General features: G+C 68.1%; 12 protein-coding genes. 5 read left to right on the top strand and 7 right to left on the bottom strand.

All coding sequences use genetic code 11. From position 1 onward, the window contains the following. Positions 1 to 34: 34 nt before the first annotated feature. The 5 genes from BTO20_RS13665 to BTO20_RS13645 all read right to left on the bottom strand — a co-directional run bounded on the left by BTO20_RS13665 (position 35) and on the right by BTO20_RS13645 (position 5,337). Positions 35 to 1,936 carry a peptidoglycan D,D-transpeptidase FtsI family protein gene (locus BTO20_RS13665; RefSeq protein ID WP_087076646.1) on the bottom strand — a complete coding sequence of 634 codons (1,902 nt, stop codon included), beginning with the start codon at positions 1,934 to 1,936 and terminating at the stop codon, positions 35 to 37. Further along, the gene (locus BTO20_RS13660) at positions 1,933 to 3,072 is read right to left on the bottom strand and encodes a hypothetical protein (protein ID WP_087076644.1); all 1,140 of its coding nucleotides are present in this window, start codon (positions 3,070 to 3,072) and stop codon (positions 1,933 to 1,935) included. The genes BTO20_RS13665 and BTO20_RS13660 overlap by 4 nt, the downstream gene beginning before the upstream one ends. After that, complete coding sequence (gene rsmH, locus BTO20_RS13655; protein ID WP_232491135.1) at positions 3,069 to 4,217, bottom strand: 16S rRNA (cytosine(1402)-N(4))-methyltransferase RsmH; 1,149 nt, start codon at positions 4,215 to 4,217, stop codon at positions 3,069 to 3,071. The genes BTO20_RS13660 and rsmH overlap by 4 nt, the downstream gene beginning before the upstream one ends. Beyond that, positions 4,192 to 4,623: a division/cell wall cluster transcriptional repressor MraZ gene (gene mraZ, locus BTO20_RS13650; RefSeq protein ID WP_064945953.1), complete on the bottom strand. Its 432-nt coding sequence runs from the start codon at positions 4,621 to 4,623 to the stop codon at positions 4,192 to 4,194. Before mraZ ends, rsmH begins: the two co-directional genes overlap by 26 nt. A gap of 315 nt (positions 4,624 to 4,938) precedes the next feature. Continuing rightward, positions 4,939 to 5,337: a DUF3040 domain-containing protein gene (locus BTO20_RS13645; protein WP_083166228.1), complete on the bottom strand. Its 399-nt coding sequence runs from the start codon at positions 5,335 to 5,337 to the stop codon at positions 4,939 to 4,941. A gap of 239 nt (positions 5,338 to 5,576) precedes the next feature. On the opposite strand from BTO20_RS13645, the gene BTO20_RS13640 reads away from it, so the two are divergent. From BTO20_RS13640 to BTO20_RS13625, 4 genes are all read left to right on the top strand, one after another. Next, positions 5,577 to 6,185, top strand: coding sequence for a GNAT family N-acetyltransferase (locus tag BTO20_RS13640; protein ID WP_198344510.1), 609 nt, complete (start codon positions 5,577 to 5,579; stop codon positions 6,183 to 6,185). 154 nt (positions 6,186 to 6,339) lie between these two features. Further along, complete coding sequence (locus BTO20_RS13635; protein ID WP_198344509.1) at positions 6,340 to 6,960, top strand: LppM family (lipo)protein; 621 nt, start codon at positions 6,340 to 6,342, stop codon at positions 6,958 to 6,960. A gap of 90 nt (positions 6,961 to 7,050) precedes the next feature. Then, positions 7,051 to 8,139: a bifunctional (2E,6E)-farnesyl/geranyl diphosphate synthase gene (idsA2, locus tag BTO20_RS13630; RefSeq protein WP_087076637.1), complete on the top strand. Its 1,089-nt coding sequence runs from the start codon at positions 7,051 to 7,053 to the stop codon at positions 8,137 to 8,139. After that, entirely contained in the window at positions 8,136 to 9,671 is a 1,536-nt protein-coding gene (locus tag BTO20_RS13625) for an alpha-(1->6)-mannopyranosyltransferase A (RefSeq protein WP_087076635.1), read from the top strand. Before idsA2 ends, BTO20_RS13625 begins: the two co-directional genes overlap by 4 nt. 175 nt (positions 9,672 to 9,846) lie before the next feature. On the opposite strand, the gene BTO20_RS13620 is transcribed toward BTO20_RS13625, so the two are convergent. Then, on the bottom strand, positions 9,847 to 10,251 hold the full coding sequence (locus tag BTO20_RS13620) for an Rv2175c family DNA-binding protein (protein WP_083166232.1): 405 nt from the start codon (positions 10,249 to 10,251) through the stop codon (positions 9,847 to 9,849). A 36-nt stretch (positions 10,252 to 10,287) separates the two neighbouring features. Between BTO20_RS13620 and BTO20_RS13615 the strand changes: the two genes are divergently transcribed. Continuing rightward, on the top strand, positions 10,288 to 11,538 hold the full coding sequence (locus BTO20_RS13615) for a protein kinase domain-containing protein (RefSeq protein WP_087076633.1): 1,251 nt from the start codon (positions 10,288 to 10,290) through the stop codon (positions 11,536 to 11,538). 18 nt (positions 11,539 to 11,556) lie between these two features. Here the strand turns inward: BTO20_RS13615 and BTO20_RS13610 are convergent, their stop codons facing one another. Continuing rightward, a complete protein-coding gene (locus tag BTO20_RS13610) occupies positions 11,557 to 12,945 on the bottom strand; it encodes a class II 3-deoxy-7-phosphoheptulonate synthase (RefSeq protein WP_083166234.1) in 1,389 nt (462 codons plus the stop codon). Between the last annotated feature and the right edge of the window lie 4 nt (positions 12,946 to 12,949).

The raw sequence follows: 12,949 nt of genomic DNA, 5'->3' as shown, positions 1-12,949 counted from the left end.
CTGCCACAGTACCTACCGCCGATCCGGCGAGCCGTCAGGTCGCCTGCAGCGTCAGCCGTGGACCGGGGTCCGCCGACAGCGGCACATTGTGGCGCTGCAGCAACCACGACGCGATGTTGTGGAACAACGGCGCCGCCGACGAACCCGGCGAGCCGTCGGCCGCACGCTGCGGCGCGTCCATCATGATGCCCACCACGTAGCGCGGATCATCCGCAGGCGCCATGCCCGCGAAGGTGATCCAGTAGACGTTGTCGAAGTAGCAGCCGCACGCCGGGTTGATCTGCTGGGCGGTGCCGGTCTTGCCGGCGATCTGGTAGCCCTCCACCGCTGCCTGCGGACCCGTGCCCTGCTGGTATCCCATCGGATCGCGCTGCACGATCGCACGGAACATGTTGCGCACGGTGCGTGCGGTATCGGGCGACACTACCCGCACGCCGTCGGGGCGCGGCTCGTCCTTGACGCTGCCGTCCGGGCCGATGGTCGACTTGATGATGCGCGGCGGGATCCGGACGCCGTCGTTGGCGATGGTCTGGTACATCGACGTCATCTGCAGCAGCGTCATCGAAAGGCCCTGGCCGATGGGCAGGTTCGCGAATGAGCTACCCGACCACTGGTCGATGGGCGGCACCAGCCCGGAGCTTTCACCGGGCAGGCCGACGTTGGTGCGCTGCCCCAGCCCGAACTTGCGGACCATGTCGTAGAACTTGTCCGGCCCGATCCGCTGGGCCAGCATCAGCGTGCCGACGTTGGACGACTTACCGAACACCCCGGTCGTCGTGTACGGCATCACGCCGTGATTCCAGGCGTCGCGGACGGTGACGCCGCCCATGTTGATCGAACCCGGAACCTGCAGCACCTCATCGGGATTGGTCAGGCCCAGCTCGATCGCCGTGGACGCCGTGATGATCTTGTTGACCGAACCCGGCTCGAACGGCGAGGACACCGGCAGGTTGCCCATCTGCCGTTCGCCCTGCCTGCCGATGTCCTGGGACGGGTCGAACGTGTTGTCGTTCGACATCGCCAGTACTTCACCGGTTTTCGAGTCGAGTACCACCGCGGAGACGTTCTTGGCGCCGGAGGCGTCCTTGGCCATCTGCACTTGCTGCTGCACGTAGTACTGGATGTCGTCGTCGAGGGTCAGCTGCACCGTGGAACCGTTGACCGCGTCATGGCGGTTGCGGTAGCTGCCCGGGATCACCACACCGTCCGAACCCCGGTCATAGGTGAGCGAGCCGTCCGAACCGGACAGTTCGGCGTCGAGCGAATCCTCCATGCCGAGCAGTCCGTGACCGTCCCAGTCGATACCGCCGACGATGTTGGCGGCCAGCGCTCCCCCGGGATACTGGCGCAGGTCCTGTCGTTCCGCGCCGACCTCGGGGAACTTGTCCATGATGGCGCTGGCGACCGCGGGATCGACCGCACGCGCCAGATATACGAACGAGTCGTCGCTCTTGAGCTTGCGCAGCACCGTCTTTGCGTCGGGCTTGTTGTTCAGCCGCGCCGCCACCTCATTGGCGATGTCGGAGAGCCTGCGATCGGGATCCGGCGCCTTCGGCGACTTGGCCTTGGCGTCGGCAAGCTGCTTGCGGACCCGGACCGGCTGGAAGGTCAGGGCCTTGGCCTCGATGGTGAACGCCAGCTTGTCGCCGTTGCGGTCGATGATGCTGCCGCGCAACGCCGGTTCGACATCGGTGACCTTGAGCTGGCTGGCCGCCTCGGCCCGCAGCCCCGCAGCCCGCGGAACCTGCAGGCTGAACAGCTGCGCCACCGCGATGGCCAGTACGGAGAAGATGACGATGTTGCCGGTCCGGTGCCGGAACATGAACGACGCACTGCCCGAACCACTTTCGGTGGCGACTCGAACCCGCCGGGCCCGCGCCGGCCGCCCCTGGCCGGTCTGGTCCGCCTTCTTGGGCGGCTGCGGCCGCCCCCTCATGCCGCCGGTGCGGGGACGGGAGCGGGGGCCGGGACGACCTGTTCGGCGCCTGGTACCGGGCCGGCAGGCAACGGCACGCCTGGTACCGGGCCGGCAGGCAACGGCACGCCTGGTACCGGCGCCGCGGGCACGGGAGCAGCCACCACCGGCGCGGGTGGGGCCTCAGGTGGAGGCGCCAGCGCGGGCACAGGCGCCGCGAGCACCGGCGCGGATACCTCGGCCGGCGGCCCGGCCGGCGGCGCTGCAGGCGGTGCGGCGACCTGCGGTGCGGCCGCGGGAACCGGTGCCGGAACGACGCCGGGTGCCGCCGGTGCGGCCAATGGCTGACCAGGCAGTTGCCCCGGGACCATCTGCCCGGGAACCGGCTGGCCGGGCAGCACCTGGCCGGCGGCCGGCATGTGCACGGTCACCTCGCGGGGATCGACCACTCGCGGCGCGGGAGGTGCAGGCGGCGGCGTGGTCGGATCGGGCAGCGGAACGTTCATCGGAGGCGGCGGTACGCCTTCGGCGGGCTTGGGGGTACCCACCACGGTCCAACTCCCAGTGGGGTCCTGAACCAGGTGCGCGGTGTCGCGCGACGGAATCATGCCCAGGTTGCGGGCCGCCTCCGCCAGGGCGGGAGCGGCCTGCGCTTCGAGAACATCCCGTTCCAGCGCCTCTTTCTGCTGCTGCAGACCCTGCGTCGTCTGCCGGGCATGGCCCAACTGGTAGGACCGCTCGGCGGAACCGGTGGACAGCCACAGCGTCACACCCAATCCGAAGCCCAGCGCTGCGATCACAAGGGCGACGAACGGAACCCTGGCGATCAGCTCACGCGGGTTCAGTTCGACAGAAGCCAGCCTGACCAGCAACCGTTCCCGCAGTGGCGGGCGTACAACCTTGGGCGCCTTGGCTTTCCGGGCCTTGGCCCGGGCCTTGGCCTGGCTGGCACTCTTGGGACGGGCCGGCTGGGTCTTGGGCCGCGGGATGGGACCGGTGGCGGGCGCCGAACGGGCGCGCCGCTGATCGACATCGGGCCTGCGGGTGCGGGCGCGGGGCGGCGCCTCGGTGGCGCGCCGGGCCACAGCCCGGCCCGGCTTGCGTGCGTCGCGCCGACGCTTACTCTCAGACGCCGGTGCAGGTCGCTTCGTCTTCATGAGTTGCCCCTTCCCCCAACCTTTTCGAGTGCTCGCAGCCGCACCGGGGCGCTACGTGGATTACGTTCGATCTCGTCGGCACGGGCCCGCTCGGCGCCTCGGGTCAGAGTCACGAATTCCGGTTCGTGCCCTGGTAATTCGATGGGCAGGCCAGGTGGCGTCCGGGACGCCGTCGCGGTGGCGAACGCGTTCTTGACGATCCGGTCCTCCAACGACTGGTAAGCCATCACCACGATGCGTCCCCCGGGCCGCAGTGCCGCCAACGCGGCAGGCACCGCGGCGCGCAGCGATTCGAGCTCACCGTTGACGGCGATGCGCAGGGCCTGAAACGTGCGTTTGGCCGGGTGCCCGCCCGTCCGTCGCGCCGGAGCCGGGATGGCCTCGTAGAGCAGCTCGACCAGTTCTGCCGTGGTCTCGAAGGGCTGCTGGGTACGCCGCCGGACAATCTTGTCGGCGATCCTGCCGGCGAACCGCTCCTCGCCGAAGTCCCGCAACACCCGCGCCAGCTCTTTGGCGTCGTACGTATTGAGGATCTCGGCGGCAGTCAGCCGCGCGTCGGGATCCATCCGCATGTCCAGTGGCGCATCGACCGAGTAGGAGAATCCCCGCTGCTTCTGGTCGAGTTGCATCGAGGACACGCCCAGGTCGAACAGCACGCCGTCGACCCGGTCGACACCGGCTTCGGCCATGGCTGCGGGGATGCCGTCGTAGCGGGTACGCACGAACGTCACCCGATCGACGAACGGCGCCAGCCGCGCACCGGCGATGGCCAGCGCATTGGGATCGCGATCCAGCGCGATCAGCCGCAGACCCGGAAACTGGGTGAGAAAGCGCTCGGAGTGCCCGCCGGCACCGAGCGTGCCGTCGATGAGCACCGCCTCGGATCCATCGCCGTGGCGACGGGTCAGCGCAGGGCCGAGCAGTTCGACACAGCGGTCCAGCAGGACTGGGATATGACCGTGGTCACCCACGTTCGCGTCCACACCAACACCTCCGCTATGGCCTGCCCCTGCGACGAGGTCTCTGTCCGAAACCTTGGACCTGGCGTTGGGGAAGTACGCCAGGGCCGGCTCGGGCAGAGGCCACGCCGCACGGGCCTCGTTCGGGTCAGCGTCCGAATCAAATGATGTCGCGCAGAGTTTCATCAGTGGCCGCGGAGAAGTTCTCTTCGTGGATCTGTTGGTACTCCTGCCAGGCTTGGGCGTCCCAGATCTCCAAGTAGTCGACCGAGCCGATCACCACGCAGTCCTTGGAGAGGTTCGCGTAGCGACGGTGATCTGCCGACAGGGTGATCCGGCCCTGCGCGTCGGGGTGCTGCTCATCGGTTGCGGCGGCCAGGTTACGCAGGAACGCACGGGCTTCCGGATTGCTCCGGGAGGCCTGTGAGGCGCGTCGGGCCAGCTTTTCGAACTCGTCGCGCGGGTAGACGGCGAGGCTGTGATCTTGGCTTTTGGTGACCATCAGTCCTCCTGCCAGCGCGTCGCGGAACTTGGCGGGCAGCGTCAGCCGCCCCTTGTCGTCGAGCTTGGGCGTGTAGGTGCCCAGAAACATCTGGCCACCTCCCACACGGGGTTCCGGTTTCCCCGCTGGCCGCCACTTTACCCCACAATCCCCCACTTTGCTCCCATTGATGGCACGAGTTGGTTGCAACGCCCCACACTCGGCCGCAAAGTGCTGGTGGTTTCCCGCCCGTCCCCCGCCGTCATCCACCTATCGACAGAAAATCCGCAGGTCGATAAGCATGCGGCAGAAGTGGGGCGGAGTGGGGGAAATGACCACAGACGGCCCTGCGCTGGCGTGTCGGAGACCGGCCGGACGCACAAAAAAGGGGTAGCCCATGTGGGCTACCCCGGAACCAGTCCCGGCTTACTCGTCGAAACGCCTGCGGAAACGGTCTTCCATCCGGTTGGTGAACGAACCACCACGCTGACGACGCTGCCGCGGCGAACCGGGTGCCGCAGCCGAGCGATCACGCCCGCCCGTGACCCGCGGGCCCGTGATGGCGAACACCACGCCGGCGAACATCACCACAAAGCCGAGGACCGACAAGACCGGGAAGCCGCCGATCATGGTCGCCTTCACGGCGACCCCGACGACGAGCATCGCCAGGCCGAGGACGAACAGGAGCGCACCCTGCAGCCTGCGGCGCGCCGAAGGCGCGCGTAGAGTCCCACCGCGAACGCTCGACGCGAACTTGGGGTCCTCGGCGTAGAGCGCGCTCTCGATCTGATCGAGCATGCGCTGCTCATGATCGGAGAGTGGCATTCGTCCCTCCTTGCCGACGCCGCCGTCGCATTGTCCGAAGTAGTCTGACCAAATTCTTCGATGCCCGTTCATCACGGACACCTAACAGTAATGATACGAGGTCGATCCGAGCCGTACCACCTAGTTCGCCGTCGATTGTATGTCGTTGGGCACAACAGGGACCGGGCACCTCGCTGCCCGGATAATGACTTCGATAATTGAGTGCGACCGCAACGACAGCCGCCGGGAGGGCTACCGAATTGGCGATGTATCTCATCGATCTGTCGCCGGAGGACATGCAGCGCCGGCTTGCCGACGCGCTGCGGGTCTACGTCGACGCCATGCGATACCCCCGTGGCACCGAGGAGCAGCGGGCGTCGCTGTGGCTCGAACACACCCGACGGCTCGGATGGAAGGGCGTCGCCGCCGTCGAGGTCGACGATGCAGCGCTCAGCAACGACGCCACACCCAGTAACGACGCGCTGGCCACCGCCCCACTGCTGGGCATCGCCTACGGCTACTGCGGCGCGCCCGATCAGTGGTGGCAGCAGCAGGTGGTGGCGGGTCTGCGTCAGGTCGGCGCCGACCCTGCGCACATCGCCGAGCTGATGAGCAGCTATTTCGAGCTCACCGAACTGCACATAGAGCCCCGGGCCCAGGGCCGCGGATTGGGCGAGGCCCTGACCAGACGCCTGCTCGCCGGACGCGCCGAATCCCACGTGTTGCTGTCCACCCCGGAGATCAACGGTGAGGCCAACCGCGCGTGGCGACTGTACCGCCGATTGGGATTCACCGACGTCATCCGCGGTTACCACTTCGCCGGCGACCCGCGCGCCTTCGCCATCCTGGGCCGCGCCCTGCCGCTGTGATCCTCACCCCATCTGGCACGATGACCAGGTGCGCAAGCGGTTCATATGGTCCTCCTCACGTGCGGGGTCCGGTTCGTCGCGTGCCGGACGACCCCGCTCCAGGAGCAGGAGCCGACTCCCGGCACTGGTGATCCTGCTGTTGCTGGTGCTGCCGATGGCGGTGGGCTGTGTCCGCGTCCGCACGTCACTGACCGTCTCACCCGACGATCGCGTGTCGGGCCAGATCATCGCCGCTGCCAAACCGCGTGACGCAGGCGACAAGGGCCCGCAGCTGCTGAACAACCTGCCGTTCGCCACCAAGGTCGCCGTGAGCCCCTACAGCCGCGACGACTACGTGGGCTCGCAAGCGGTGTTCTCCGACCTCAGCTTCTCCGAGGTGCCGCAATTGGCCGGGATGAACCGCGACTCCGCGGGCGTGGACATCTCCCTGCGGCGCGCCGGTGAACTCGTCATCCTCGAGGGGCGCGTCGACCTGACCACCCTCAACGACCCGCAGGCCGACGTGTTGCTGACCGTGTCCTTCCCCGGCGAGGTGACCTCCACCAACGGTTCCCGGGTGAGCTCGTCCATCGTCGAGTGGAAACTGCGCCCCGGCGTGGTGAGCACGATGAACGCGCAGGCCCGCTACACCGATCCCAGCGCCCGCTCGTTCACCACGGCCGCCATCTGGCTCGCGGTGGGCGCGTTCGTGGTCGCCGGTGTCATCGGAGGGCTGGCCTGGCACAGCCGGGACCGCACGCCCAAACCGGGCGAACCGGTGACCACGCGCGACTGACGAACCGTTCCTGAAAAGACCGCAGCAGGCTCTACGCTGAAGGCACCGCGGGGGGCGCGAACACACAACGAAAGGGGTAGGGCGCTGAGCGTGGATGCAGCGGCACCATCGGCTGCGGAGTTGGCCGGCGCCGTCACCGAACAGTTGCGCGAGTACCTGCACGAACGCAGGCAGGACTGCGCCTATATCGGCACCGATTACGCCGAGCTGACCGCGGCCCTCGAAGAATTCGTGCTGCGCGGCGGCAAGCGGGTACGGCCGGCGTTCGCCTACTGGGGTTGGCGTGCGGTCGCCGAAGCCCCGGACACGCCGGCCGACGCCGGGGTCCTGCGGCTGTTCGCCGCCCTGGAACTCCTGCAGGCGTGTGCGCTGGTGCACGACGACGTGATCGACGATTCGGCAACCCGGCGTGGCCTGCCCACCGTGCACCGTCTGTTCACCGAGCGCCACCGCGAACGGCACTGGCGCGGATCCTCCGAACAGTTCGGCCTGTCGGCCGCGATCCTGCTCGGTGACCTCGCCCTGGCCTGGGCCGACGACATCGTGGCCATCGCCGATCTGCCCGCCGACGCGCGGCTGCGCGTCCAGCAGGTGTGGGCGCACATCCGCACCGAGGTGCTCGGCGGCCAATATCTCGACATCGTGGCCGAATCCAGTGGTGCCGAGTCCGTGGCCTCGGCGATGAACGTCAACACCTACAAGACGGCGTCCTACACCGTGGCCCGGCCACTGCAACTGGGCGCCGCCGCGGCCGCCGACCGGCCCGATGTGCAGGAGATCTTCCACCACATCGGCAACGACCTCGGCGTGGCGTTCCAGCTGCGCGACGACGTGCTCGGCGTGTACGGCGACCCCGCGGTCACCGGGAAGCCCTCCGGCGACGACCTGCGGTCCGGTAAGCGCACGGTACTGCTCGCCGAAGCGCTCGAACTGGCCGACAAGACCGATCCCGTCGCGGCCAAACTGCTGCGCACCTCCGTCGGCACCGACCTGACCGATATCCAGGTCCGAGAGCTGCGCCTTGCCATCGAATCGGTCGGAGCACTGGCCGCCGTGGAGGAGCACATCGGGATGCTCACCCGGCGTGCGCTCGAAGTGCTGGCCGCGGCTCCCGTGCACGCCCCGGCCAAGGCCGGCCTGGCCGAACTCGCGCGGCTCGCCGCCAACCGGTCGGCATGACCGCGCCCACCGCCTCTCAGACCTCGAACAGCGGTTTGATGCACCATGTTTCGCGTCTCGTCGGGTTCGCCATGTCTCCGCAGGGCGCCCAGGCGCGGCTCGGTTTCCTCGGTGCCGTGCTGCTGACGATCGGCGGACTCGGTGCGGGCAGCACCCGACTGCACGATCCCCTACTGGAGTCACTGCACCTGTCCTGGTTACGGTTCGGCCACGGCCTGGTGCTCTCGTCGGTGCTGTTGTGGGTCGGTGTCGCCGTGATGCTGATGGCCTGGCTGTGGCTGGGACGACGGGTGATCGACCGCACGGCAACCGAATACACCATGGTCGCCACGACCGGCTTCTGGCTGGCTCCGCTGCTGCTGAGCGTGCCGTTGTTCAGCCGCGACACCTACTCGTACCTGGCTCAGGGCGCCCTGCTGCGCGACGGCCTCGACCCGTATGTGGTTGGGCCGGTGGACAACCCGAACTCCCTGTTGGACGACGTCAGCCCGATCTGGACCACCACCACCGCACCGTATGGGCCGGCGTTCATCCTCGTCGCAAAATTCGTCACGATGCTGGTCGGTAACGACATCGTCTCGGGCACCATGTTGTTGCGGCTGTGCATGCTGCCCGGTTTGGTATTGCTGATCTGGGCCTCGCCGCGGGTCGCCCGCCATGTCGGGGCCAACGGTGCTGCGGCGCTGTGGATCTGCGTATTGAACCCGCTGGTGATCATCCATCTGATGGGCGGCGTGCACAACGAGATGCTGATGGTCGGGCTGATGATGGCCGCGATCGCGCTAACGTTCGCGGGGCGCCCGGTGTGGGGAGTCAGCCTCATCGCGGTGGCAGTCGCGGTGAAAGCCACGGCGGGACTTGCCCTTCCGTTCCTGGTGTGGGTCTGGATGCGGCAACTGCAAGAACGCCGCAACCTGCGCCCGGTGCGGGCGTTCGCGATCGCCACGGCGGCGTCCGCGCTGATCTTCGTGGCGGTCTTCACCGTGTTGTCACTGGCGGCCGGGGTCGGGTTGGGGTGGCTGACCGCGCTGGCTGGCTCGGTGAAGATCATCAACTGGCTGACCATCCCGACCGCGGCGTCCAACCTCATCAACGCCGTTGGCGGGCTGCTCTTCCCGGTCAACTTCTACGCGGTGCTCGAGGTGGCTCGGATCATCGGCATCGTCGTGATCGTGGTCGCGCTGCCGCTGCTGTGGTGGCGCTTCCGGCACACCGACCGCGAAGCGCTCACCGGTATCGCGCTGGCGATGGTCGTCGTGGTGTTGTTCGTGCCTGCGGCACTCCCCTGGTACTACACCTGGCCGCTGGCGGTCGCCGCCGCGTTGGTCCAGACCCGGCCCGCGATAGCGGCGGTCGCCGGGTTCTCCACCTGGATCATGGTGATGTGGAAGCCCGACGGCGCCCACGGCATGTACTCGTGGGCGCATGTGCTCCTCACGACGGCGTGCGCCGCGATCGCCTGGTATTCGCTGTACCGGGCACCCGAACCCGACGCCGCCGCGGCCGACGAACCCGAGCCTGCCGCGGCCTAGGCTCGCCGAGCGTGCGTGTCTGCCGGCCAACACGCCGGGTTACGCCGTCATTCCGCGCACGCTCGCCTCGCATGAGCGTGCGTTAAGCGTTGGCGGTCAGCGGCGTGTCGGGCAGCAGACACGCACGGTCGCGGTGCAACTGCAAGTGCAAGTGCAAGTGCAAGTGCGAACGGGATCAGTACGCCATGGCCTGGGCCCGGCGGACCACCTCACGGGCCTGGTGGGAATGCAGCGCGTCGACCGGGCGCGCGTTGGCCTGCCGGTCGGTGGAGCCGTCGCGGCTGATGGTCAGCGACGCATCGGGCGTGAACAACCAGCGCACGATCTCGGTGCTGCGATAGCCACCGTCACTGAGCACCACGAGCAATCCCGGCAAGGACTTCACGACATGCCCGGAGGCATCGAAAAAGATCTTCGGCACCACGAGCACCCCGTCGCGGCGCACCGCGATGAGATGGCCTTCACGCAGTTGTTGATGCACCTTGGTGACGGATATGCCGAGCATGTCGGCGACAGTAGGAAGGTCATAGACGGCTTCGCCGGGATCAAGAACGTCATCGGCGGCCGGAATGCTGCTCACCGCACCGATTCTAGGACTACCCGGGCGACTCGTAACATGTGTTCGGTGGAGGCGCACCAGCAATCGGACCCGCTCGTCGGCACCGTGCTGGATCGGCGGTATGAGGTTCAGACTCCGATCGCCACCGGTGGGATGTCGACGGTCTATCGCGGGCTGGACACGCGGCTCGACCGTCCGGTCGCCGTCAAGGTCATGGATTCGCGGTACGCCGGTGACGCCCATTTCCTCGCACGGTTCCAGCGCGAGGCCCGGGCGGTGGCCCGGCTGAGCCATCCCGGGCTGGTGGCGGTCTACGACCAGGGCGGCGGAGGCACCGCCCATCAGCCGCCTTTTCTCGTGATGGAGCTCATCGAGGGCGGAACGCTGCGCGAGTTGCTGACCGAGCGGGGCCCGATGCCGCCGCACGCAGTGGCCGCCGTCCTGACCCCGGTGCTGGGCGGGCTCGCCGTGGCGCACCGAGCGGGCCTGGTGCATCGTGACATCAAGCCGGAGAACGTGCTGATCTCCGATGGCGGCGACGTGAAGATCGCCGATTTCGGGCTCGTACGTGCGGTCGCCGAAGCCAAGATCACTTCCACCAGCGTGATTCTGGGCACGGCGGCCTACCTGTCGCCCGAGCAGGTCAGTACCGGTGACGCCGACCCACGCAGCGACGTCTACGCGGTGGGCATCCTGACGTACGAGCTGCTCTCGGGCGTGACGCCGTTCACCGGTGACTCCGCGCTGTCCGTCGCGTATCAGCGGATGGATCACGATGTACGGCCGCCCAGCACCGTAATCGCCGGTGTGCCACCGGAGTTCGATGCGCTGGTGCGCCGGGCCACCGCGCGCGACCCCGCGGACCGCTACGCCGACGCCGACGCGATGAGCGACGATCTGCACGACATCGTCGCCGAACTCGGACTGCCCGCCTTCCGGGTCCCGGCACCGCGTAACTCTGCGCAGCACCTGGCGGCGACGAGGGTCCACAGCCGTCAGGATCCGCCCACCGAGATGACGCCGCCGCCTATGCCGCAGCCGGCGCATCCTCCGGTGCCGCCCCGGCAACTCACGCGCGAACTGACCCGTGACCAGGACTGGGCGCCCGTTCCGGACGGCTCCGCCGACTACAACGAATACCCTGCTGCGGCAACACGATTCGCCGGCATCGAGATGAGCGAGTTCTACTGGGCGCAGCAGCGCGCCAAGCGCGCACTGGCGTTCTGGGTGATCGCGGTGCTGACGTTCACCGGGCTGGTGGCCGTGGCGGCGTGGACGCTGGGCAGCAACATCGCTGCGCTCATCTGACCGCCACGGCCGAATGTCCTAGTCGCGCAACATCTCCGCGACGAGGAACGCCAGCTCAAGGCTCTGCTGGGTGTTGAGCCTCGGATCGCACGCCGTCTCGTAGCGGCCGGCCAGGTCCGAGTCCGAAATATCCTGGGCGCCACCGAGACACTCGGTGACGTTCTCGCCGGTGATCTCGACGTGGATGCCACCCGGATGTGTGCCGAGGGCGTGGTGCACCTCGAAGAAGCCCTGAACCTCGTCGACGATGCGATCGAAATGCCGGGTCTTGTAACCGGTCGACGACTCGTGGGTGTTGCCGTGCATCGGGTCGCACTGCCAGACCACCTGATGACCGGTGGCCTGCACCTTCTCGATGATCGGAGGCAGCAGATCGCGCACCTTGTTGTTGCCCATCCGGGTCACCAGCGTCAGCCGGCCGGGCTCGTTGTGCGGGTCGAGCCGTTCGACGTACTCGACGGCGAGCTCCGGCGACGTGGTCGGGCCCAGCTTCACCCCGATCGGGTTGGCGATCACCTCGGCGAACGCGATGTGCGCGCCGTCGAGCTGACGGGTGCGCTCACCGATCCACAGATAATGCGCGGACTGGTTGTACAACCGGGGGGTGCCGTCCAGTTCGTCGGACAGCCGCAGCATCGCGCGCTCGTAATCCAGCACGAGGGCCTCGTGGCTGGCGAAGATCTCAGCGGTCTGCAGGTTGCGATCGGCCACACCGCAGGCCGACATGAACCGCAAGCCGCGGTCGATCTCACCGGCGAGCGCCTCGTACCGGGCGCCCGCGGGCGAGGTCCGCACGAATTCCCGGTTCCAGTCGTGCACCAGGTGCAACGAGGCCAGGCCCGACGACGTCAACGCGCGAACCATGTTCATCGCCGCGCTGGCGTTGGCGTAGGCACGCACCAGCCGCGACGGATCGTGGGCGCGGACCGCGGCGTCCGGGGCGAACCCGTTGACCATGTCGCCGCGGTAGGACTCCAGGCCCAGCGCGTCGATGTCGGTCGAACGCGGCTTGGCGTACTGCCCGGCGATCCGGGCCACCTTCACCACCGGCATGCTCGCGCCGTATGTGAGTACGACGGCCATCTGCAGCAATGTGCGGATGTTGGCCCTGATGTGGGGCTCGGTGTTGTCGACGAATGTCTCGGCGCAGTCGCCACCCTGCAGCAGGAACGCCTTGCCGAGCGCAACCTCGGCGAGCTGACCCTTGAGCTTCTCGATCTCCGACGGCACGGTGACCGGCGGGACGCTCTCCAGAACCGTCCGCATGGCCTTGGCGGCATCGGCGTCCCAGCTGGGCTGCTGTGCGGCCGGCCGGGCCAGTGCGGCGTCCAGACGCTGCCGCAGCTCGTCGGTCAACGGTGGCAGCGGCGGCAGCTGCTCGATGGGGATGTCGACGGTCCAGTTCACCCGT

The sequence above is a fragment of the Mycobacterium dioxanotrophicus genome (assembly GCF_002157835.1).
Taxonomy (GTDB): domain Bacteria; phylum Actinomycetota; class Actinomycetes; order Mycobacteriales; family Mycobacteriaceae; genus Mycobacterium; species Mycobacterium dioxanotrophicus.
This window is presented reverse-complemented; position numbering and strand designations above follow the sequence as displayed.